The 21584-nt window shown below is 72.1% G+C and carries 13 protein-coding genes; 3 read left to right on the top strand and 10 right to left on the bottom strand.

The window, feature by feature from the left end; translation table 11 throughout:
• Positions 1–68: 68 nt before the first annotated feature.
• Positions 69–4361, bottom strand: a complete 4293-nt coding sequence (locus OG435_RS43710) for a discoidin domain-containing protein (RefSeq protein WP_266886253.1) — start codon at positions 4359–4361, stop codon at positions 69–71.
• Positions 4362–4600: 239 nt separating this feature from the next.
• Between OG435_RS43710 and OG435_RS43715 the strand changes: the two genes are divergently transcribed.
• Both OG435_RS43715 and OG435_RS43720 read left to right on the top strand, forming a co-directional pair.
• Positions 4601–6208 carry an ATP-binding protein gene (locus OG435_RS43715; RefSeq protein WP_266886255.1) on the top strand — a complete coding sequence of 536 codons (1608 nt, stop codon included), beginning with the start codon at positions 4601–4603 and terminating at the stop codon, positions 6206–6208.
• Positions 6205–7002, top strand: coding sequence for a response regulator (locus OG435_RS43720; protein ID WP_266886257.1), 798 nt, complete (start codon positions 6205–6207; stop codon positions 7000–7002). The genes OG435_RS43715 and OG435_RS43720 overlap by 4 nt, the downstream gene beginning before the upstream one ends.
• Positions 7003–7040: 38 nt before the next feature.
• Here OG435_RS43720 and OG435_RS43725 read toward each other — a convergent pair whose 3' ends face one another.
• The 3 genes from OG435_RS43725 to OG435_RS43735 form a co-directional block, all read right to left on the bottom strand.
• The gene (locus OG435_RS43725; protein WP_266886259.1) at positions 7041–8633 is read right to left on the bottom strand and encodes a solute symporter family protein; all 1593 of its coding nucleotides are present in this window, start codon (positions 8631–8633) and stop codon (positions 7041–7043) included.
• On the bottom strand, positions 8630–9178 hold the full coding sequence (locus tag OG435_RS43730; protein WP_266886261.1) for a DUF485 domain-containing protein: 549 nt from the start codon (positions 9176–9178) through the stop codon (positions 8630–8632). The genes OG435_RS43725 and OG435_RS43730 overlap by 4 nt, the downstream gene beginning before the upstream one ends.
• A 186-nt stretch (positions 9179–9364) precedes the next feature.
• Positions 9365–11485 carry a DNA gyrase/topoisomerase IV subunit B gene (locus tag OG435_RS43735; protein ID WP_266886263.1) on the bottom strand — a complete coding sequence of 707 codons (2121 nt, stop codon included), beginning with the start codon at positions 11483–11485 and terminating at the stop codon, positions 9365–9367.
• A gap of 446 nt (positions 11486–11931) precedes the next feature.
• Here OG435_RS43735 and OG435_RS43740 point away from each other — a divergent pair, with 446 nt between their 5' ends.
• A complete protein-coding gene (locus OG435_RS43740) occupies positions 11932–12168 on the top strand; it encodes a DUF7455 domain-containing protein (protein ID WP_112449103.1) in 237 nt (78 codons plus the stop codon).
• A gap of 107 nt (positions 12169–12275) precedes the next feature.
• Here the strand turns inward: OG435_RS43740 and OG435_RS43745 are convergent, their stop codons facing one another.
• The 6 genes from OG435_RS43745 to OG435_RS43770 all read right to left on the bottom strand — a co-directional run bounded on the left by OG435_RS43745 (position 12276) and on the right by OG435_RS43770 (position 21318).
• Entirely contained in the window at positions 12276–13235 is a 960-nt protein-coding gene (locus OG435_RS43745; protein WP_266886265.1) for a serine protease, read from the bottom strand.
• 109 nt (positions 13236–13344) lie between these two features.
• Positions 13345–14952, bottom strand: coding sequence for an RNA polymerase sigma factor (locus OG435_RS43750; RefSeq protein WP_266886267.1), 1608 nt, complete (start codon positions 14950–14952; stop codon positions 13345–13347).
• Positions 14953–15433: 481 nt separating this feature from the next.
• Positions 15434–16375: a FadR/GntR family transcriptional regulator gene (locus OG435_RS43755; RefSeq protein WP_323188018.1), complete on the bottom strand. Its 942-nt coding sequence runs from the start codon at positions 16373–16375 to the stop codon at positions 15434–15436.
• Between the two features lie 150 nt (positions 16376–16525).
• Entirely contained in the window at positions 16526–18322 is a 1797-nt protein-coding gene (locus OG435_RS43760; protein ID WP_266886271.1) for an ATP-binding cassette domain-containing protein, read from the bottom strand.
• Between the two features lie 158 nt (positions 18323–18480).
• A complete protein-coding gene (locus tag OG435_RS43765; protein ID WP_266886273.1) occupies positions 18481–19227 on the bottom strand; it encodes an NUDIX hydrolase in 747 nt (248 codons plus the stop codon).
• 105 nt (positions 19228–19332) lie between these two features.
• Positions 19333–21318, bottom strand: a complete 1986-nt coding sequence (locus OG435_RS43770; RefSeq protein ID WP_266886275.1) for a glycogen debranching N-terminal domain-containing protein — start codon at positions 21316–21318, stop codon at positions 19333–19335.
• Between the last annotated feature and the right edge of the window lie 266 nt (positions 21319–21584).

Here is a 21584-nt window from a genome sequence, read left to right on the forward strand (position 1 = left end):
GGGCGGCGAGCGGCGGGGCACCCCGAAGGGATGCCCCGCCGCCCTCTGAGCCCTGGATCCGCCGCCCGCTACGGCAGCTGGTTGATCTTGAACGTCGAGGTCGTGTTGCGCACGTCCACGGCGTTGTCACTCATCCTCAGATTCTGGATGGTGACCTCACCCACCGCGGGCCCTTGTCCCGCCTCGGGCATTTCGTTCGCCCAGAGACCGAAGCCGGACTTGGCGTCGAAGGCGTCACCGCTCTTCTTGGCCCCCGTGATGGTGATGTCCTTCAGGATCGTGTCCTTGATGGGATTGACCGGCTGGCCGCCCACGTACTGCGTCTGGAACATGATGCCGCTGTAGGTCGGATCGACGATGTCCACGTTGTTGATGCGGATTCCCTGGAACACCTTGGAAGCCGAGAAGATCCAGATTCCAGGGAAGGTCTGCGCCCCCCAGAAATGGCCTCCGGCCCGGACGATCGAGATGTTCTCGAAGAGCGTCGGGTCGGTCCCGAATCCGTTCATCGGATACCCGAAGTCCAGCGAACTGATGGTGATGCCCGAGTAGACGAGGATGTCGGCGATGTAGATGTTGCGGAAGGTGTTGTTGAAACCGCCGTAGACGGCGACACCGGCCGCGCGCCAGGTCAGGATGGCGCTCAGGTTCTCGTAGACGTTGTTCTTCATGTCCGCGCCGCCCGCGTCGATGGCGGAGAACAGCGCGAAGCTGTCGTCACCCGTGGAGCGCGCCTCGATGTTGGCCACGAGGTTGTCCGTGCTGCCGTTGGTCATGTTGATGCCGTCGGCGAAGGTGTCACGGATCCGCGAGTTCTTGATCGTGATCCGGTCGGTGTTGGCGCCCCAGTAGAGGCACACCTGGTGTTCGTTCCAGACGTTGTCGATGGTCATGTCGGTCACGTTGGCGAAGTCGAAGACCTTGCCCGGGCCGTCGATGCGCGAGGTGTAGTTGCCGAAGTAGGCGAACCCGGTGAAGGATGAGCCCTTCGCGGTGCCCTCCGCGCGCCAGCCGTTGTCGGTGTTGTCCTGCGTGGACGGGGCGTGGAAGCGGGTGAACCACGGTCCGGCGCCCACGACCTGCACGGCCTTGCCGTACACCTGGAACTTGCTCGCCGTGGCGTAGTCGCCCGGCGGCAGGTAGACGCCCACGAGCTTGCCCGTGGTGTCCATGCGGACCTTGTCCAGGGCGTTCTGCACGTCCTGGTGGGTGAAGCCTGCGGGCACCGTGTAGGTGGCCGGGTCGGGGTTGGCGATCACCGTGGCCTGTTCCAGGCTCACGAAGTCGATCGCGTAGGTGGTGGTGTTGGCCGCGTCCTTCTGGAGGCGGATCTTGCTGCCCGCCGGGACGGTCTCGCCGAGGAGGATGTTCGCCTCGTCGTAGATGTGCCGCGGGGCACCGGCGCTCGGGGCGTTGCCCGGGCCGGCCTCGGCCCCGTAGAGCCACGCGTACTTGGAGGTCAGCGGCAGGGCCTTCTTCAGGACGCCGTTGACGTAGACGTTGATGGTGGAGTCGATGCCGCCGCCGCCCGGGGCGTCCGGGATGGAGAAGCGGGTGACCAGGGTGTTGGTCGCGGCCCGGGTGGTGAACTCGACGTACTCGCCCGTCGCGTCCAGTTTCACGGCCTTGCGGCCCGAGGCCTCGCCCGCGATGTCGCCGATGGTCCGGTTGGGTCCGACGACATTGGCGCCGCCGCCGACCGTGCCGTCCTCCGCCTCGTAGGTGTCGTAGGGCATGTTCGCCCCGCGGCCGACGAAGAAGGGCTTGGTGGAGGTGTTGTTGGCGCGCTTGACCGGCAGTTCGTTGGCGTCGTCTGCGAGGACCACCTTGACGGTGTACTTGCCGTTGGTCGCGGTCCAGCTGCCGAGCGGGATCGGGGCCGTCGAGGCACCGGCCGCGAGGGCGCCGCTGAAGGAGCTCGTCTGCGTACGGACGGTCGCGCCGCCCGCGTCCAGCAGCGCGAGGGTCACGTTGTGGGTGCCCGTGGCCGCGGCCACGGTGCCCTGGTTCTTGACCGTCACGGAGAAGTTCACCGTCTGGCCCGCGGACGGGGCGCTCGGCGACCAGTTGACGTCCGAGGCCACCAGGTCCGAGCTGTCGACGGGGCGGACCACCAGCGGGGAGCCGGTGAGGCTGTTGTTGGTGTCGTTCTGCTCGACGACCGTGTTCGCCTCGTCGACGATCGCGCTCAGCGGGTAGGTGCCCGCGTCGCGCGGTCCGATGCCGGCCGTGACGGTGGCCGAGGCGCCGGCGGCCAGCGCGGGCACGTTGGCGGTGGCGACCTTCGAGCCGCCGAGCTGGAAGGAGACGACGGTCGCGGCCGCCGGGGCCGGGCCGGTGTTCTTGACGGTGGCGGACAGGGTGACGGGGTCCGACTCGACCGGGGCGGCCGGGGCGGCGCTCACCGCGGTGACCTGGAGGTCCGGGTTGGGCGCCGCGACCCCGAAGACCTGGAACTCGGCGATCTGGCCGTTGGAGGAACCGGTGTTGGAGGTGAAGCGCAGCTGCACGTCCGCGACCCGGGCGTTCACCGGGATGGTGACGGTGTTGGAGCCGGAGGCCGGGTTGAAGACGTAGTCCTTGGCGGCCACCAGGCCGGTGACGCCCGGGGCGCTCTGCTCGCGGCCGAGCACCTGGATGTTCTGGGTGCGGGTGCCCCAACTGCTGTCCGGGTTGAGCTTGAGGACCAGGCGGTCGACGTCGGCGTTGGCGCCGAGCTTGACGGTCAGGGTGCTCGGGTAGGCGCCGCCGGCGCCCTCCCAGTAGGTGGAGGTGCTGTTGTCGTTGGCGTTCTCCGCGACGAAGGTATGGATCACGGAGGAGCCCTCGATGGGCTTGCCGACGGCCAGGTTGGAGCCGCCCCCGCCGCCGCTGCCGTTGCGGGTCACGGAGTTGCTGTCGCCGGAGCGGTTGCCCGCCGCGTCCTTGGCCCGGACGAAGTAGCTCACGGTGGCGGTGGCCGGCTGGGTGTCCGTGTAGGTGGTGACGTTGCCCGCGACCGTGGTGAGCAGGACGTTGTTGGCGAACACCTCGTAGCCGGTGACGCCGGTGTTGTCGGTGGACGCCTGCCAGGCCAGCTTGATCTGCCCGGAGGCCGGCTCGGTGAAGGTCAGCGCGCCCGGGATGGTCGGGGCCTGGGTGTCACCGGTGTCGCCGGCGCGGGTGACGCTGTTGCTGTTCCCCGACTGGTTGCCGGCCGCGTCCTTGGCCCGGACGTAGTAGGTCACGCTCGCGGAGGCCGGCTGGGTGTCGGTGTAGGTGGTGACGTTGCCCGCGACGCTGGTGCGCAGCTGATTGTTGGCGTAGACGTCGTACCCGGTGACGCCCGTGTTGTCGGTCGCCGCGTTCCAGGTGAGCTTGATCTGGCCCGTCGCCGGCTCGGTGTAGGCGAGCGCCGTCGGGGCCGTCGGGGGCTGGGTGTCGCCGGTCGTCGGGCCGTAGATCTCCAGCTCGGAGAGCTGCCCGCCGGGCTGTACGGAGTTGGACGCGATCCACACCCGTACGTAACGGGTGGTGGTGGCGTCGAAGGCGATGCTCACCGTGTTGGAGCCGGCGGGCGTGAAGTCGTACCCCTTGGACGCGGTCAGGTCGAGGTAGTCCGTGCCGTTGGCGCTGCCCTGGATCTTGAGGGTCTGGGTACGGGCGCCCCAGTTCTCGGGGAGCTTGAGGACCACGCGGTCCACGCGGACGGAGGAGCCGAGGTCGGCCTGGAGCCACTGGGGCATGGCGTTGTTGACGCTCTCCCAGTAGCTGGCGGCGTTGCCGTCGTTGGCGTTGCCCGGCACGTAGACCTGGGTGTTGCTGCTCGCCGTGAGCGTCTTGCCGAGGGCCAGGTTGGTCCCGGACTCACCCGGGGCGCGGACCTCCAGCTCGGAGAGCTGGGCGGCCTGCCAGCCGGTGTTGGCGGTGATGTCGATCCGCACGTACCGGGCCTGGGTGGCCGGGAAGCCGATGGTGACCACGTTTCCGGCGCCCTGGCCGAAGGTGTACGTCGCCGAACTCACCAGGGTGCTGAAGCTGGTGCCGTCGGCGCTGCCCTGGACGGACAGGGTCTGGTTGCGGCTCTCCCAGGAGGCGGGGAGCTTGAGCACCACCTGGTCGACGCGGGTGGTGGCTCCGAGGTCGGTCTGCACCCATTGCGGGAAGGTGCTGCCGGCGCTCTCCCAGTACGTGGCCTGGTTGCCGTCGGTGACGTTGCCGGCCGCGTAGGCGCCGTTGGTACTGCTCGCCGTGGCGGGCCTGCCCGCCGAGACGCTCGGTCCGCCGGCGGCCACGGCGGTCAGAGCGGGCCAGCCCAGCATCAGCAGGGCGGTGCTGATCAAGGCGGCCAGGGTCCGCCATCTCCAGTTGTGCCTTCTCATATGTCCTCGTCCCTCGACATGAACTTTCTGAACCACAAGAGCGACAAATTTGCGGTACGCGGTGCGAGAGTTGCAGAGCTTTGGCGAGTCGTCTACATCTCTGACCGCATTTTCACACCGTCATTGCTTGCGCAAGCTGGGCGCAAATAGCGAAAGCCATTTGCGTGAGGGACCCACATTCCGCTTACGCCCGAATCGGCCTACGGTTCGTACTCATGCAGTCCCCGCGGTTCCTCCCCATGAGCGCTCGGCGCCTCGGGCTGCCCCGGCGGGCCGCCTCCCAGATCCTGCTGACCCAGCTGGCCATCGCCGCCGGGGTGCTCGCCCTGGCCACCGGCCTCTTCCTGGCCCCGCTGAGCGCGCAGCTCGACGACCAGGCCATGCGGCGCGCCCTGGCCATCGCGCAGAGCACCGCGGCCGACCCCTCCGTGGCCGCCGGCCTCCTCGGCTCGGCTCCCTCGCCCGACAGCCCGGTACAGGCCTCCGCGGAGCGGATCCGCTCCGCCACCGGCGCCGAGTACGTGGTGGTCATGGACCTGGACGGCGTCCGCCGCTCGCACCCGAGCCCCGACCGCATCGGGCGGCCCGTCTCCACCGACCCCCGCGACGTCCTGGCCGGCCGCGAGGTCATGGAGATCGACGAGGGCACCCTGGGCCGCTCCGCGCGCGGCAAGGTCCCCCTCCTCGCCGCAGACGGCGAGATCGTCGGCGCCGTCTCCGTCGGCATCGCCTACGACAGCGTCCAGGGCCGCCTGCTCGGAGCCATCCCGGGCCTGCTCGCGTACGCGGGCGGCGCCCTGGCCACGGGCGCCCTCGCCGCCTATCTGCTCTCGCGCAGGATCCACCGGCAGACCCGTGACCTGGCCTTCTCCGATATCGCGGGCCTGCTCGCCGAACGCGAGGCGATGCTGCACTCCATCCGGGAAGGTGTGATCGCCCTCGACCGGACCGGCCGGGTCCGGCTGGTCAACGACGAGGCGGCCCGGCTGCTGGGCCTCGCGCCCGAGGCCGCCGGAGCCGTCGCGGGGCGCGCCCTGGACGAGGTGCTCGGCGCGGGCCGCACCACCGACGTCCTCACCGGCCGGGTCACCGGCCGCGACCTGCTCACCGTCCAGGGCACCCGGGTCCTGGTCGCCAACCGGATGCCCACCGAGGACGGCGGAGCCGTGGCCACCCTGCGCGACCGCACCGAGCTGGAGCACCTGGGCCGCGAGCTCGACTCCACCAAGGGCCTGATCGACGCCCTGCGCGCCCAGGACCACGAACACGCCAACCGGCTCCACACCCTCCTCGGCCTGCTGGAACTGGGCCTGTACGAGGACGCCGTGGAGTTCGTCACGGAGGTGGTCGGCGTGCACCGCAGCACCGCCGAGCAGGTCACCGAGAAGGTGCACGACCCCCTGCTCGCCGCCCTGCTGATGGGCAAGGCCACGGTCGCGGCGGAGCGCGGGGTCCCCCTGCGGCTGGCTGATTCCGCCCTGCTGCCCGACCGCCTCGTCGACCCGGGAGGCCTGGTCACCATCCTCGGCAACCTGGTCGACAACGCCCTGGACGCCTCGGTCGGCTCCCCCGCACCGCTGGTCGAGGTCGACATCCGGGCGGAGGGCCGCACCGTGGTCCTGCGGGTCCGTGACAGCGGCCCCGGCGTGCCGGCGGCGCGCCGCGAGGAGATCTTCACCGAGGGCTGGTCGACCAAGCAGCCCCGGGCGGGCGCCCACCGCGGACGCGGGCTCGGTCTGGCCCTGGTACGGCGCCTGGCCGAACGTCAGGGCGGCACGGTCCGGGCCGGCGAGGCGACCGGCGGAGGGGCGGAGTTCTCCGTCGTCCTTCCGGAGGCCCTGCGATGAGCGACCTCGACGAACCCGGCGCATCCAGCGCATCGGGCGCGCTCCGTGCTTCCCGCGCGTTCAAGGCTCCCGGCGCGTCCACCGCACCCACCGCACCCACCGCTTTCGACGTGCTGGTCGTCGACGACGACCTGCGCGTCGCCCGGATCAACGCGGCCTACGTGGCCAAGGTGCCCGGCTTCCGCGTGTCGGCCCGGGCCCATTCGGCGGCGGAGGCACTGGCGCTCCTCGACTCCCGCCCCGTGGACCTGATCCTCCTCGACCACTACCTCCCCGACGAGAACGGCCTCGACCTGGTCCGGCGCCTGCGCGAACGCGGTCACCGCACCGACGTGATCATGGTGACGGCCGCCCGCGACCTGGCCACCGTCCAGGCCGCCATGCGCCTCGGCGCCCTCCAGTACCTGGTCAAACCCTTCACCTTCACGGGCCTGCGCACCCGACTGGAGGCCTACGCGGCCCTGCGCCGCACCCTGGACACGGGCGGCGAGGCCGAACAGGCGGAGGTCGACCGGATCTTCGGCGCCCTCGCCGCGGCCGGCGCCGACGCCCCGAGCGATCTCCCGAAGGGCCACTCCCCCACCACCGCCGACCTGGTCCGCGGCATCCTGCGCGCGGCCGAAGGCCCGCTCTCCACCCAGCAGATCGCCGACCGCGCGGGCATCAGCCGCCAGACCGCCCAGCGCTACCTCAAGCTCCTCGACCGCGCCGGCCGCGTCGTCCTCGCCCTGCGCTACGGCGAAACGGGCCGCCCGGAACACCGGTACGCCTGGCGCCCGCCCACCACGGGCTGACACCGCCCGGGCCGGTCCCGTCCCCCACCGCGCCGGCCCTACACCGCCCCGGCCCCCGTCAGCGCGCGGACCTCGGTCTCCGCGTGCCGCCGCTCGTCCGGCTCCTCCGCCGAGGTCACGGTGCCCAGCCAGCCCGCCAGGAAGCCCAGCGGGATGGACACGATGCCCGGGTTCTGGAGCGGGAAGAGCTGGAAGTCCACGCCCGGGAAGAGGGATTCGGGGCTGCCCGAGACCACCGGTGACAGGGCCACCAGCAGCACGGCCGGGAGCAGCCCCCCGTACACCGACCAGACGGCGCCCCGCGTGGTGAACCCGCGCCAGAACAGCGAGTACAGGAGCACCGGCAGGTTCGCCGAGGCCGCCACCGCGAAGGCCAGACCCACGAGGAAGGCCACGTTCAGGTCCTGGGCGAGCAGACCCAGTGCGATCGCCACCGCCCCGATCCCGACGGCCGCCACCCTGGCCACCGCCACCTCGCTGCGCTGCTTGGCGTGGCGGCGCTTGAGCGAGGCGTAGAGGTCGTGCGCCACGGAGGCCGACGAGGCGAGGGTGATGCCCGCGACCACCGCGAGGATCGTCGCGAAGGCGATGGCCGCCACGAAGGCGAACAGCACCGCCCCGCCGGTCGAGTCGGCCCCGCCGCCCAGGAAGGCCGCGAGCAGCGGAACCGCCGTGTTCCCCGAGGCGTTGGAGGCCCGGACCTCCTCCGGCCCGAGCAGCGCCGCCGCACCGAAGCCGAGCACGATGGTCATCAGGTAGAAGCCCCCGATCAGCCCGATCGCCCACACCACCGACCGGCGGGCCGCCCGCGCCGTGGGCACGGTGTAGAAGCGGGACAGGATGTGCGGGAGCCCGGCCGTCCCCAGGACCAGGGCGAGCCCGAGGCTCATGAAGTCGAAGCGGGCCGTCCAGTCGCCGCCGTACTTGAGCCCGGGGCCCAGGAACCGGTCGCCGTGCCCGCTGCGCTCGGCCGCGCTGCTGAGCAGCTGGTCGAAGTTCCCGTGGAAGCGCAGCAGTACGAGCACGGTCAGGGTGATCGCCCCGCCCATCAGCAGCACGGCCTTGACGATCTGGATCCAGGTGGTGGCCCGCATACCGCCGAAGGACACGTAGATCACCATGAGCGCGCCGACCCCGATGACGGTCAGCGTCCGTGCGGTGCGGCCCGAATCGGCGAGCAGCAGGCCCACGAGACTGCCGGCGCCCACCATCTGCGCGACGAGGTACAGCACGGAGACGACCACCGACGAGGTCCCGGCGGCGATCCGCACCGGCCGCTCGCTCATCCGCGCGGCGACCACGTCCGCGAGGGTGAACCGGCCGCAGTTGCGGACGAGTTCGGCGACGAGGAACAGGACGACCAGCCAGGCGACGAGGAAGCCCACCGAGTACAGCAGGCCGTCGTAGCCGAAGAGGGCGATGAGGCCGGAGATGCCGAGGAAGGAGGCGGCGGACATGTAGTCGCCGGCGATGGCGAAACCGTTCTCCATGGGCGAGAACAGCCGTCCGCCCGCGTAGAACTCCTCTGCCGAACCGTGCCGGTTGCGGCTCACCCAGGTGGTGATGCCCAGGGTGACGGCGATGAAGACGCTGAACAGGAGCAGCGCCAGGGTCTGGTGCTCGGTGGTCACCGGCCCGCCCCCCTGCCCCGGGTGCGCTCCCCGGCGTCCGCCCGGCGGACCTGCTCCTGCTCGAAGACCGTCCAGCGCAGGTCCAGCGCCGCGCGGTCGCGCCGCAGCCGGGCGTGGCGGGCGTAGGCCCAGGTCAGCAGGAAGGTGCTGAGGAACTGGCCGAGACCCGCGAGCAGCGCCACGTTGACGGACCCGAACACGGGCCGGGCCATCATGCCGGGCGCCGTGGTGGCGGCGATCACGTAGGCCACGTACCAGAGGAAGAAGCCGGCGGTCGCGGGGACGACGAACCTCCGGTAGCGGCCGCGCACCTCCTGGAAGGCGGCGCTGCGCTGCACTTCGAGGTAGATGTCGGACGCCGCGCGCGCGGGTGCGCCGCCGGGGCCGGAACTCGGGGGTGACGTTTCCGCTCCGCCGCCCGCCGGCCCACCGGGCCCCTCGCCTACGCCGGCACCCTCGCCCTCGCCCCAACCGACGGCCAGCGCGTCGTACCAGGGGTCGTCCAGCCGGATCGTTCCGGCATCACGACCTTCGTGCTTGTCCACCGAACTCTCCTTGTCCGCCGCCGCAGTGGCCGCGTGCCCACAAGGATGTGCGGGAGGAAGGCTTCCCGGACTGGTGTCCCGGTGCTCTTCACTCCATCAGGTGATGGAGCGAAGGGCGCGGGTGTGCCAGTGCCGCGGAAGTGCAACCGGGGGCCCCGGTGGCACTCGTCAGCCGCCGGGGGCCGCTCAGGCGTCGATCCGAGAGCGGTCCAGGGTGGCCGCGGAGCTGGTGATGAACTCCTTGCGCGGGGCCACCTCGTTGCCCATGAGCAGGTCGAAGACCGACTCGGCCGAGTCCAGGTCGCCGATGTTGATCCGGCGCAGGGTGCGGAAGCGGGGATCCATGGTGGTCTCCGCCAGCTGGTCGGCATCCATCTCGCCGAGGCCCTTGTAGCGCTGGATCGAGTCCTTGTACCGGATGTTCTTGCGCTGGTACTCCAGCAGGGTCTGGCGCAGCTCGCTGTCCGAGTACGTGTAGACGTACTTGTCCTGGCCCTTCTTCGGCTGGACGAGCTCGATCCGGTGCAGCGGCGGCACCGCGGCGAAGACCCGGCCCGCCTCGACCATGGGGCGCATGTAGCGCTGGAAGAGCGTGAGCAGCAGGCAGCGGATGTGCGCGCCGTCCACATCGGCGTCGACGAGCAGGACGATCTTCCCGTAACGGGCGGCGTCGATGTCGAAGGTCCGGCCCGAGCCGGCTCCTATGACCTGGATGATCGCCCCGCACTCGGCGTTCTTGAGCATGTCCGAGACCGAGGACTTCTGGACGTTGAGGATCTTGCCCCGGATGGGCAGCAGCGCCTGGAACTCGGAGTTCCGGGCGAGCTTGGCCGTACCCAGCGCCGAGTCACCCTCGACGATGAAGAGCTCGCTGCGCTCCACGTCGTCGCTGCGGCAGTCGGCCAGCTTCGCGGGCAGCGAGGAGGACTCCAGCGCGGTCTTGCGGCGCTGCGCCTCCTTGTGCTGGCGGGCCGCGATCCGGGTCCGGGCGGCCGCGACGATCTTCTCCATCACGGAGCGCGCCTGCTGCTTGTCGTCGCGCTTGGTGGAGGTCAGGAAGGCCTTGAGCTCCTTGGCGACGACGGCCGCGACGATCCGGGTGGCCGCCGAGGTGCCGAGCACCTCCTTGGTCTGGCCCTCGAACTGCGGCTCGGCGAGGCGGACGGTGACGACCGCCGTCATGCCCTCCATCGCGTCGTCCTTGACCACGTCGTCCTCGGCGACGCGCAGCAGCTTCGCGGAGCGCAGCACCTCGTTCACGGTCTTGGTGACCGAGCGCTCGAAGCCGGAGATGTGGGTGCCGCCCTTGGGGGTGGCGATGATGTTCACGAACGACTTCACGTTCGTCTCGTACCCCGTGCCCCAGCGCAGGGCGATGTCCACGCCAAGCTCACGGGTGACCTCGGTGGGGGTCATGTGGCCGCGGTCGTCGAGGACCGGGACGGTCTCCTTGAAGGTGCCCGTACCGGTCAGGCGCAGGACGTCGCAGGCCGCCTTGTCCTGGGCGAGGTACTCGCAGAATTCGCTGATGCCCCCGTCGAAGCGGAAGGTCTCCTCGGTCTTGCCGGCCCCCTCCAGGGCCCGCTCGTCGCGGACCACGATGGTCAGGCCGGGCACGAGGAAGGCCGTCTGGCGGGCGCGCTGGTAGAGCGTGTCCAGGGTGAGCTTGGCGTCCTTGAGGAAGATCTGGCGGTCGGCCCAGTAGCGGATCCGGGTGCCTGTCTTGCCCTTGGCGATCCGCTTGCCCTTGCGCAGGCCGTTGGCGGGGTCGAAGGGGCTGTCGGGGCCCTGCTCGGTGAACATGCCGGGGACGCCGCGGCGGAAGCTGATGGCCTGCGTGGCGCTGCCCCGGTCGACCTCCACGTCCAGACGCGCCGAGAGGGCGTTGACCACGGAGGCGCCGACGCCGTGCAGGCCGCCGGAGGCCGCGTACGACCCGCCGCCGAACTTGCCGCCGGCGTGCAGCTTGGTCATGACGACCTCGACGCCCGAGAGGCCGGTCTTGGGCTCGATGTCGACGGGGATGCCGCGACCGTTGTCGCGGACCTCCACGGAGGAGTCCTCGTGGAGGATCACCTCGATGTGGTCGCAGTAGCCGCCCAGGGCCTCGTCGACGGAATTGTCGATGATCTCCCAGAGGCAGTGCATGAGGCCCCGGCTGTCGGTGGAGCCGATATACATGCCGGGGCGCTTGCGGACGGCCTCGAGGCCCTCGAGGACGAGCAGGTGCCGCGCGGTGTAGTTGGAGCCGTCCCGGTCTGCTCCGGTCAGCAGTGCGCTGGAAGGCACGGACGTGTCGGCGGTCACGCAGTTCGCTCCTCGCTGAATTCTTTTTCTGGCCCGGTCGGGCGCAGTGGTGGCTCGGTTGCCGCTGGAAGGGTACCGAGGCCTGGTAGAGCCGATGCAACGCCACCCCAGACCCTTCGTCAGCCTAGTGCAGCTCCGTACGCATGTTCGATCCCCCGTGGGAGTGAAGCAAACATCACGTTCCCTTCCGCGCATGAACCATTTAGTGTTCGGGCACGTCCTCATGAACAACCGGCACTCAGCCGGAGAGGGCAGAACTGCGACAAGCGAACGACCTGACAACGCGAAACCGTAAAGCAACGCAATACGGCTCCTTCGCCGCCAACCGGCAACGGCCGGCCAGCTTCGGAAGGAAGTTTCGAGGAAAAGCCGCGAGCGGGAACGTTTTCGGCCTGGTTGGATGTTGACCCTGGTACGACAGCTCGTCGAGCTAGAGAAGAGGCGACGTGACTACTGTTCTGACACCCGCGACCCCGCTGACGGCCGCTGACCGATGCGACCGCTGCGGCGCCCAGGCATATCTGCGCGTCGTCCTGCTGAGCGGCGGTGAACTGCTCTTCTGCGCCCACCACGGGCGCAAGTTCGAGCCGGAACTCAAGAAGATCGCCGCGGAAATACAGGATGAGACCGAGCGGCTTACGTCCGCTCCGGCGGCAAGTGCCGCCGAACCCGAGGACCGCTGACACAAGGCCTGCACCTCGCATCCGACGAGCCAGGACCGGCGTAGCCGGTCGACGGGCGGTACCTCTGCGACCCAGAGGGACCGCCCGCCCTCACGTCCGGACGGGGTTCAGCGCTTCAGCGAGGGCAGGTCCCCCGCCTCGAAGCCCCTCCCGGGCCCCTGGGCGGGGCGTACGTCCATCCGCAGGACTCCGCGACCACCAGGACGCCCCTGCTCCCCCCGGGTCGCCTCCTGGCCGCTGACGGGTTCGTCGACGAAGCCGATCAGCGGTGCGATCCGCGTGTACACCCCCGGGCTGTCCGCCCGCCCGCAGCCGCGCCCCCAGGACACCAGCCCGATCAGCCGCCCCTGGGCCACCAGGGGGCCGCCGCTGTCCCCCTGGCAGGCGTCCTTGCCGCCCCCGCGGTCCCCCGCGCACACCATGGAGTCGGCCCGGTACTGACCGTCGGCGTCTCCCGGGTAGGCCCGCCCGCACACCTCGTCCGCCAGCACCGTCACCCTGGCGGCCCGCAGCGCGTAGGCGTAGTCACCGAAGCCGCTGGTGTCACCCCAGCCGTATACGGCCGCCTCCGTGCCGGCTCCGTAGGCCGGATGGCCTCGGTCGGCCATCGGCAGCACGTTCTGCGCGGCCACCGCTTCGGCCAGCTCCAGGACGGCCAGGTCGCCGGCGTTGCTGCCCGGGTCGTACGCCGGGTTCACCCGGGCGGAACGCACCGCGATCTCCCGGCCCTCGCTCGCGCGCAGCTCCGTACGCCCGGTGATCACCCGGAAGTCGCGGACGGAGTCGACCGGGCCTCCCAGCACCTGACGCCCCAGGCAGTGGGCCGCCGTCACCACCTTGGTCGGGGTGACGAGGACGCCCCCGCAGAACTGGCCGCCGCGCGTACCCCCGAACCGGTCACGGCTGGCGAGGGCCACCACCCACGGGGCATCGGCCACCTTCACCGGCTTCCCGCCGATCACCACGCTGTCCGCGGCCGCTCGCGGCGCCTGGGAGAGCGGCGCCGCCGCCGCTCCCGCCGCCAGGGTCAGCGCTCCCGCCAGGACACGGGCAAAGGGACGACGCATGAGGCCTCCTGACTCCGAGTGTGCATGACTCCACTCAGAGTGGGACGCCCGGTGGCCGAGCGCACCCGCGCGACCACCGGGCGACACGCCCGGCGCGGACCGGGCCCCGTCAGTCGAGGTAGTCGCGCAGCACCTGGGACCGGGACGGGTGACGGAGCTTCGACATGGTCTTCGACTCGATCTGGCGGATGCGCTCACGGGTGACCCCGTAGACCTTGCCGATCTCGTCGAGCGTCTTGGGCTGGCCGTCCGTGAGGCCGAAGCGCATGGAGACCACGCCCGCCTCGCGCTCGCTCAGCGTGTCGAGCACCGAGTGCAGCTGCTCCTGCAGGAGCGTGAAGCTCACGGCGTCGGCCGGGACGACCGCCTCGGAGTCCTCGATGAGGTCGCCGAACTCGCTGTCGCCGTCCTCGCCCAGCGGGGTGTGCAGGGAGATCGGCTCGCGGCCGTACTTCTGGACCTCGATGACCTTCTCGGGGGTCATGTCGAGTTCCTTGGCCAGCTCCTCCGGGGTGGGCTCGCGGCCCAGGTCCTGGAGCATCTGGCGCTGGACACGGGCCAGCTTGTTGATGACCTCGACCATGTGCACCGGGATGCGGATGGTGCGGGCCTGGTCGGCCATGGCCCGGGTGATCGCCTGCCGGATCCACCAGGTGGCGTACGTGGAGAACTTGTAGCCCTTGGTGTAGTCGAACTTCTCCACGGCGCGGATCAGACCCAGGTTGCCCTCCTGGATCAGGTCCAGGAAGAGCATGCCGCGGCCGGTGTAGCGCTTGGCCAGGGAGACCACGAGGCGGAGGTTGGCCTCCAGCAGGTGGTTCTTGGCCCGGCGGCCGTCCTCGGCGATGATCTCCAGCTCGCGCTTGAGCTTGGGCGCCAGCTTGTCGGAGTTGGCGAGCTTGTCCTCGCCGAAGAGGCCGGCCTCGATGCGCTTGGCGAGCTCGACCTCCTGCTCGGCGTTGAGGAGGGGGACCTTGCCGATCTGCTTGAGGTAGTCCTTGACGGGGTCGGCGGTGGCGCCGGCCACCGCGACCTGCTGGGCCGGGGCGTCGTCCTCGTCGTCCGAGATGACGAAGCCCTTGCTCTCGGCGCCTTCCTCCTCGTCCTCGGACTCGGCCTTGGCGGCTCCGGGACCCTCTTCCGCGGTCTCTTCGTCGCCCGCTTCGTCGGCGTCCTTCTTGGCGGTGGTCTTCTTCGCCGCCGTCTTCTTCGCCGCGGCCTTCTTGGCGGGCGCGGCCTTCTTCGCCGCCGTCTTCTTCGCCGCCGTCTTCTTGGCTGCGGGCTCGGTCGCGGTCCCCTCCGCGAGGACGTCGACGCCGGTGTCGGTGTCCGTGGACGCCGGCTGCGCCGCCCCTGCCACCGCGTCCGGCACGGCGACGGCAGGCGCTGCCGCCGCGGGCGCCGCCTTCTTGGCGACGGGCTCGGTGGCCGTCCGCTTGACGGGGCTCTTCGCTGCGACGCTCTTGCGGGTGGTGCGCTTGGGCGACTCCGCGGCACTGACCATCAGCGTCACACCCTCTTCCTCAAGGATCTGGTTGAGGCTGCGCAGAACATTCTTCCACTGGGTCGCAGGAATCTGGTCAGCCTCGAAGGCCCGACGCACGTCATCGCCGGCGATCTGCCCCTCGGCCTTGCCCCGCTCGATGAGCGCCATCACAGACTCGGAATCGGCGATCTCCGGCGGGAGCGTACGGGATGTGCTGGCCGACACGAACAACCTCTCGGAACGATGGAAACGGCTTCCGACCCCGGCCTGGTGGTGCTGGACCGGAGCCGACGACCACCGACTGGGGATGGGCCGGGGGCGCGGGCAGGGGCCGGGGAGCTGCACAGCACCCCCAAGGGCTGCTGTCTTCCCTCCGTCGGCCATCACCTCTTAGGTCATCGCGTGACCTCGCGGAGCGTTACGCCCAATCTTCGTGGCCCGAGTCACACCCCGTTTGATGCCATGCCGGTCATACCCTGATTTCTGCACGTCCGGTGTGCCCGAACACGCCCCGTTTCGCGGGCCGGACGGCTCCCCGGAACCGGGGTCCCGGCGGCCGGACCGGAGCCGGGAGGCGGCCGGGGCGCTCAGGACCCGGACGGGGGGCCCTGCCCAGCCGCCGCCGGACCCTCCCCGGACCCCTTCCGGGAGTGCCGCCCCGGAACGACGCCCCGTCGACACGTCCATGCCGGCGCCCCTGAGCCGAGGTCCGTCAGTGCTCGCGCGGGGCGGGGACCACGCGCTCGACCTCCGGATGCACCGTCAGAAGCTGGCGCATGGCGTTCTCCGCGCCCACCGCGTCGCCGGCGGCGAGGCACTCGACCATGCGCGCGTGGTGCGCGACGCAGGTCTCGCTGGGGCGGTCGCAGGAGGTGACGGGGCTGCCGGACACCTGGAGCGCGGCGGAGACGATGCCGGACAGGTGCTCCAGCATGCGGTTGGCCGCGACCTGGATGAGCAGGGCGTGGAACTCGTTGTCCGCACGCGCGAAGGTGATCGAATCGCCCTGCCCGAGCGCGTGTCCCATGATCTCGACCATGTCGGCGAGGCGCTGCTGGATCTCCGGGCGGCCGTGTCCGGCGGCGAGGCGGGCGGCCAGCGGTTCGATGGTCCAGCGGAGCTCGCCCAGCTCGCGGCGCTGGTCGTCGCGCTGCGGGCCGAAGGCGCGCCACTCGATGATGTCGGGGTCGAGCAGGTTCCAGTCGGCGACCGGACGGACCCGGGTGCCGACGTTCGGGCGGGCGCTGACGAGGCCCTTGGCCTCCAGGACCCGCAGCGATTCGCGGACGACGGTGCGGGAGACCTCGAAACGCTGCCCGATCTCCTCGGGGACCAGCGGACGGTCAGCGCCGAGGTCGCCGGAAACGATCATCTGGCCCAGCTGCTGGACGAGTTGGCCGTGCAGGCCGCGTCCGCGGCTGCCCGCGGCGCGGCGGCCGACCCGGCTCAACTCGACGTCGGATCCGTCCCAGTGGGGCACTCCCACCCGGTCGGCCCCCGAGGCCTCCGGGTAGGGGTAGCGGTCGAGTTCGCCCGCGCCGGCGAGGCCGGAATCGGCATGGCGGGCGGCGGTCATCATGGTGTGCGCAAGGGTACTCACGAATCCTTTGTCGGCTGTGTCTCCGCGACCCTTGAGGTCTTTGGTGAAAAGCACACGAAAGGGTGATCGGTGCCACCTACGCAATTGACGACTTATCGTAAAAAACCGGGCCTTTTGCGGGGAGTTGCGGTCCGCCGGGCCTGACGTGGACCACAACGGTCCCGTTGGGTCCGGATCGACACCGGAACGATCAGCAACGATCCCTCACAAACGGACGCGGCCGCGCAGTCCTGTGAACCCATAGGCGCACAACAGGACCATCAGCGACAACACCAGTGCCGTTCCCACCGGTTGGGCCATCACCCGGATCGCCCCGAGGACCACGCGGTCCGCCTCCGGCGGCCACTGCGCCCAGGCCAGACCGCGCAGCCGCTCCACGAGTCCGGTGACCGGGTACGCGGACGGACCGTCCAGGGCCTTGCGCACCAGCGGTACGACCATCACCGGTACGGCGAGCACCGCGGCCAGGCCGGCGGGGGCGGACCGGAAGACGCCGGAGGCCAGGACGCCGGACCAGGCGCAGCCGATGAGCAGCCCGGCCCAACTCGCGGCCGGGGAGACCCACTCCGCGGGTGTACGGAGCGGCGCGCTGCCGAACACCAGCGTCAGGGCGGCGGCGTCGGCGGTCACGGCGAGGGCGCCGAGCAGCAGCGCGAGGGCGGCGCTGACACCGAGTTTGGCCGTGAGCAGCCCGAGTCGGCGCGGGACGGTGCCGCGGTCGGCGGCGAGCGCGGGGTAGCGGTACTCCTCGCCGAAGGCCAGGGCACCGAGGAGTCCGGCGCCCAGCGCCGCGGGGGGCAGCGGGAGCAACTCGGGCCAGGCGGCGAGCAGCCGGTTCTGCGGAGTGTGGCCGAAGCGTGCCAGCACCAGCGTCGTGACGACGGAGACGGCCACGACGAAGGCGGCGGTGAGCGCGGGGGTGGCGGTCCCGAAGATCCGGTGCAGCTCGTAGCGCAGCGGCCGCAGCGGGCCGCCGAGCCGGCGCACGGGCGAGGCGGGCCACCCCGGCCGGGCGCGGCGGGGCCGGCCGCCGGCGCCGGGTCCCTCTCCGGCTGCTGCTCCCGCTCCTGCCGCGGCCGGCGTTCCGTCGGCGGCCGCGGCCCGGGCGCGCGGCAGCGACGGCTGCGCTCCCGCGTCGCCGGTCTCGTCGGCGAGTTGGTGGACCAGCACGCCGTGCCGGAAGGCGGCCTCGCCGATCTCGGCGCAGTTGCTGCCGTAGACGGACAGCCGGCTGCCGCTCTCCTCCACGATCTCCACCGTGCGCCGGTCCGCCCGCGCCTCCCGGCCCAGTACGTCGGCCAGCCGGGCGGCGTGCGGGGTGCGCACGGCGACCCGCGGCCGGAGCCGGGTCCGGGCGAACTCGGCGGCGTCCTGGTCGGCGACGAGCCGGCCCGCCTCGATGCTCACGACCCGGTCCGCGCTACGGGCGGCCTCCTTGGCGTCGTCGGTCGTGAAGAGCACCGCGCCGCCGAGCGAGGCGTGGCCGCGCAGCAGCCCGTGCAGCCAGCTCCGCTCCCGGGGCGAGAGCCCGGCGGCGGGCTCGTCGAGGAGGAGCGTGCAGGGGTCGGCGAGCAGTGCGGCGGCCAGTGCGACCCTGCGCTCCATGCCGAGCGAGAGCGAGCCGAGTCGCTGGTCGCGCAGTCCGGCGACGCCGACGACCTCCAGCATGGCGTCGGCCCGTGCGGCCGGCACGCCGGCGGCGGCGCAGAGCATCCGCAGCTGACCGCGCACGGTCCGCGAGGGGTTGCCGGGGAGATCGCCGAGGAGCACGCCGACCTCGCGGCCCGGATGCGGGATCCGGTGCAGGGGGCGCCCGCGGAAGTAGGTGACCCCGCGGCCCGGTTCGAGTTCGAGCATGAGCCGCAGCGCGGTGGTCTTGCCCGAGCCGGGCTCGCCGAGCAGTGCGGTCACGCTCCCGGGGCGGGCCTCGAAGGTGAGGTCGTCCACGAGGGGCGGAAGGTTGCGGCGGGGGGTGCTGGTGAGTCCGATGGCCTGGAGCATCGCTTCTCTCGCGGGGGGTGAGACCGCTCTGCGGCAGGGTGAATACCGCTAACAAGATAACGCGATATGTCCGATTTGCGGCGTAGGTCGCCGCAAATCGTGTCCGTGTCGGCGCCCCGGCGTGGGTGCGGGGCGCCGAGGCCTCGGACTTGCGGGCCTCAGACTTCCGGGCGCAGCATCGGCGGGTTGAGCAGGGTGGCCCCGCCGGCCCGGAACAGCTGGGCGGGACGGCCGCCCTGACGTGTCGTCGTGCCCCCGGCCGGTACCAGGAACCCGGGGGTGCCGGTGACCTTGCGGTGGAAGTTGCGGGGGTCGAGGGCGACTCCCCAGACCGCCTCGTAGACGCGGCGCAGCTCTCCGACGGTGAACTCGGGCGGGCAGAAGGCGGTGGCCAGCGAGGAGTACTCGATCTTCGAGCGGGCTCGCTCGACGCCGTCGGCGAGGATCTGCTCGTGGTCGAAGGCGAGTCCGGCGCCGGTCCGGCCCTCCGTGGACAGGAGCTCGTCGACGGGCGCCCAGCGCGCGCTGTTGGCATCGCCGCCGGCCCGGGGGGCGGGCAGGTCCGGAGCCAGCACCAGATGCGCGACGCTGACCACGCGCATGCGCGGATCCCGCTTCGGATCGCCGTAGGTCGCCAGCTGTTCGAGATGCGCCCCGTTGCCCACCTCCGGAGCGGCCGGGTCGTGGGCGCAGAGGCCGGTCTCCTCGGACAGTTCGCGGGCGGCGGCCGCCGACAGGTCCTCGTCCCCGCGCACGAAGCCGCCGGGCAGCGCCCAGCGTCCCTGGAACGGCTGCTCACCCCGTCGGATGACCAGCGCGCAGAGCGCATGGCGCCGCACGGTGAGCACGACCAGGTCGACGGTGACGGCGAAGGGCGGAAAGGCCGACGGGTCGTAGGGCGACATGCCGCGATCATAGTCGTCTGCCTGACGATAAACAGAGCTTCGGGGATCTTCGGACCCGGAAACCGGAACCCCCGGCCCGATCCCGCCCGGTCGGCGGGGCGCCCCCTACCCGCCCAGTTGCAGCGCATCGGCGGCCTCCTCCACCATGCCCAGGCCCAGCCGGCTGATCCGGACGGCGAAGGGCTCCCCCGAAATCCGCAGCCCGGAGAGGCGGAGCCCGCCGAGCGGAGCGCCGGGGAGCGGTACCAGCGCGACCGTTCCGGCGGGGGCGTCCGGGCGGATCCCGGCCAGAGCGGTCAGTACGTGGATCCCCGCGGCCGCCGCCACCGCCGCCGGCCGGCAGGCCGCCGGGTGCGGAAACGGAGCGCTGCCCACCGTGCGCTGCTCGACGGCGTACATCTCCGGGAGGCGGAACCCGAAGGCCTCCGCCGCGTCCAGCAGGCCCCGCAGCAGCCCCGTGGCCTCCTTCTCGAAGCCCGCCTGGGCCAGGCCCGCCACGGCGACCGCGCTCTCGTACGGCCGTACCGCGCCCGAGCGGTACCCGAACGGGTTGTGCCCCGGCTCCCGCACCGCCATGCTGCGCAGCCCCCAGCCGGAGTCCATGGCGGGGGCTCCGAGCAGCCGGGCCAGCTGCTCGGTACGGACCCGGTCGAGCAGCCCGCGCGCGAGCCGGCCGCCCCCGAGCAGCCCGGTGTCCAGCAGGTGGGCGGCGGCCCCCGTCAGCCGGGGCAGGGGCCGCCCGTCGGGATGCAGGGCCGCCGCGGGCCGGCCGCCGTCGGGGCCGTCGACCCAGAAGCGGGCTGCGAACCGCTCCCGCAGCCCCGCCGCCCGGTCCCGCCACTCCTCGGCTCCGGGGCGCCCGCACCCGGCGAGCAGGTCGGCCCCGAGCAGCGCGGCGCGATGGGCGTGGGCCTGGGTTTCACAGCGCCGGGGCCCCGGATCGGGATCGGCCAGGAAGCCGTCCTCCCCGAAGGCGCCCCGGATCCACTCCAGGCACCGCTCGGCGGCGGGGAGCAGCCGGTCCACCTCCGCCTCGGGCATCCCCCAGAGCCGGGCTTCGGCGAGCACCGCGGGGAAGGCGAGCGTGGCCTCGGTCCCGGTGCATCCCGGGGGCAGCTGCGGCCCCGCCCCCCGGAGCGGCCCCGGGATCCTCCCCGCGTCGGCGCCCCGCCCCCCGGTCTGGGTCCGGGCCAGGATGCGCAGGGTCGCGGCGGCCAGTCCGGTGCCGAGCGGGAGGGCCATGCGGGCGGCCCACAGGGACTCCGCCGGGGCCAGTCCGAGCCTCCACGGCACTCCGGCCGCCGCGTAGCTGTCGGCCGGCTCCTTCGGATCCCTGAGCAGCAGCGCGCCCAGGTCCTGCACGCTGGTGCGCAGCCATGCCTCGGCCCTCGGGTCGTCCCCCTCCGCGCGGGCGTCGCCGGACAGCGGATTGGCCACCTGTCCGGCCGGGGCCCGGGCGCCTCGGTCCCGGGTGGTCCGCAGCTCGATGGTGCGGGATCCTCCGGGGCCCAGTTCGAGCTGCCAGCGCAGCAGCCCGGCCGAGGCCAGCGCGTCGTCCGGGGGCGGATCGGCCGCGGTGACGGCCTGGGCCTCGCCGTTGGTCCAGCGCAGCCCGGCGGCGTGCACCCCGGCGGGCAGCTCCGGCCCGGCCCGGCCGGCGGCCACCTCGGCCAGCTCCGCCAGGTCCGTGCCGAGCGAGACCTCCACCGGGATCCGCAGGGACCGCCCGGTGAAGCTGCGCAGGGTGATCCGCTCGGTGCCGTCGGCGTGCCGGACCCGCTCGACCCCGACGTCGGGATCGGGCCCGGGCTCCGCTCCGGTGCGGACGGTCGCGGTGAAGGAGGCCCGGTCGGCGCCGAGGCTGCGGCCCTGGACCGCGACCGGGTCCCGGCCGGCGACGCGCAGCACGCAGCGGGACAGCAGCCGGAGCCCGGCGCGGTAGATCCCGTCGGCCCCGCACCCGGTGAGCTGGCCGTGCTCGGGCGAGATGACCATGCACGGAGCGGAGACGCAGATGACGGCGCCGTGCACGGGCGGCAGGTCGGGCCTGCGGGAGGGGGCTGGGCGGGCGGGGGGTACGGGGTGCGGCATGGGTCGCCTTGTCTGCGCTCCGGGTGGGTCGGCTGGGCGGCGGCGCGGCCGGGTCCCCACCACCCCCCAGCGCAACGCCCCGGCCCCCGCCCGGGTCACGGGCCCCGGTGGTGGCTGCGCCCGGCGGAGCACCGGCCTTCGCGGGGGCCGGCGCCGCAGGACCGCTCGCGCCCCTTCCCGCAGCCACCCCCGCAGCAGGGAGCCGCAGGCCTCGCCCACACCGCGCCACCGTCCCGCGCGGCCGCCTCCACCCCGGCCTCCACCTC

Source organism: Streptomyces sp. NBC_01264, from assembly GCF_026340675.1.
Classification (GTDB): domain Bacteria; phylum Actinomycetota; class Actinomycetes; order Streptomycetales; family Streptomycetaceae; genus Streptomyces.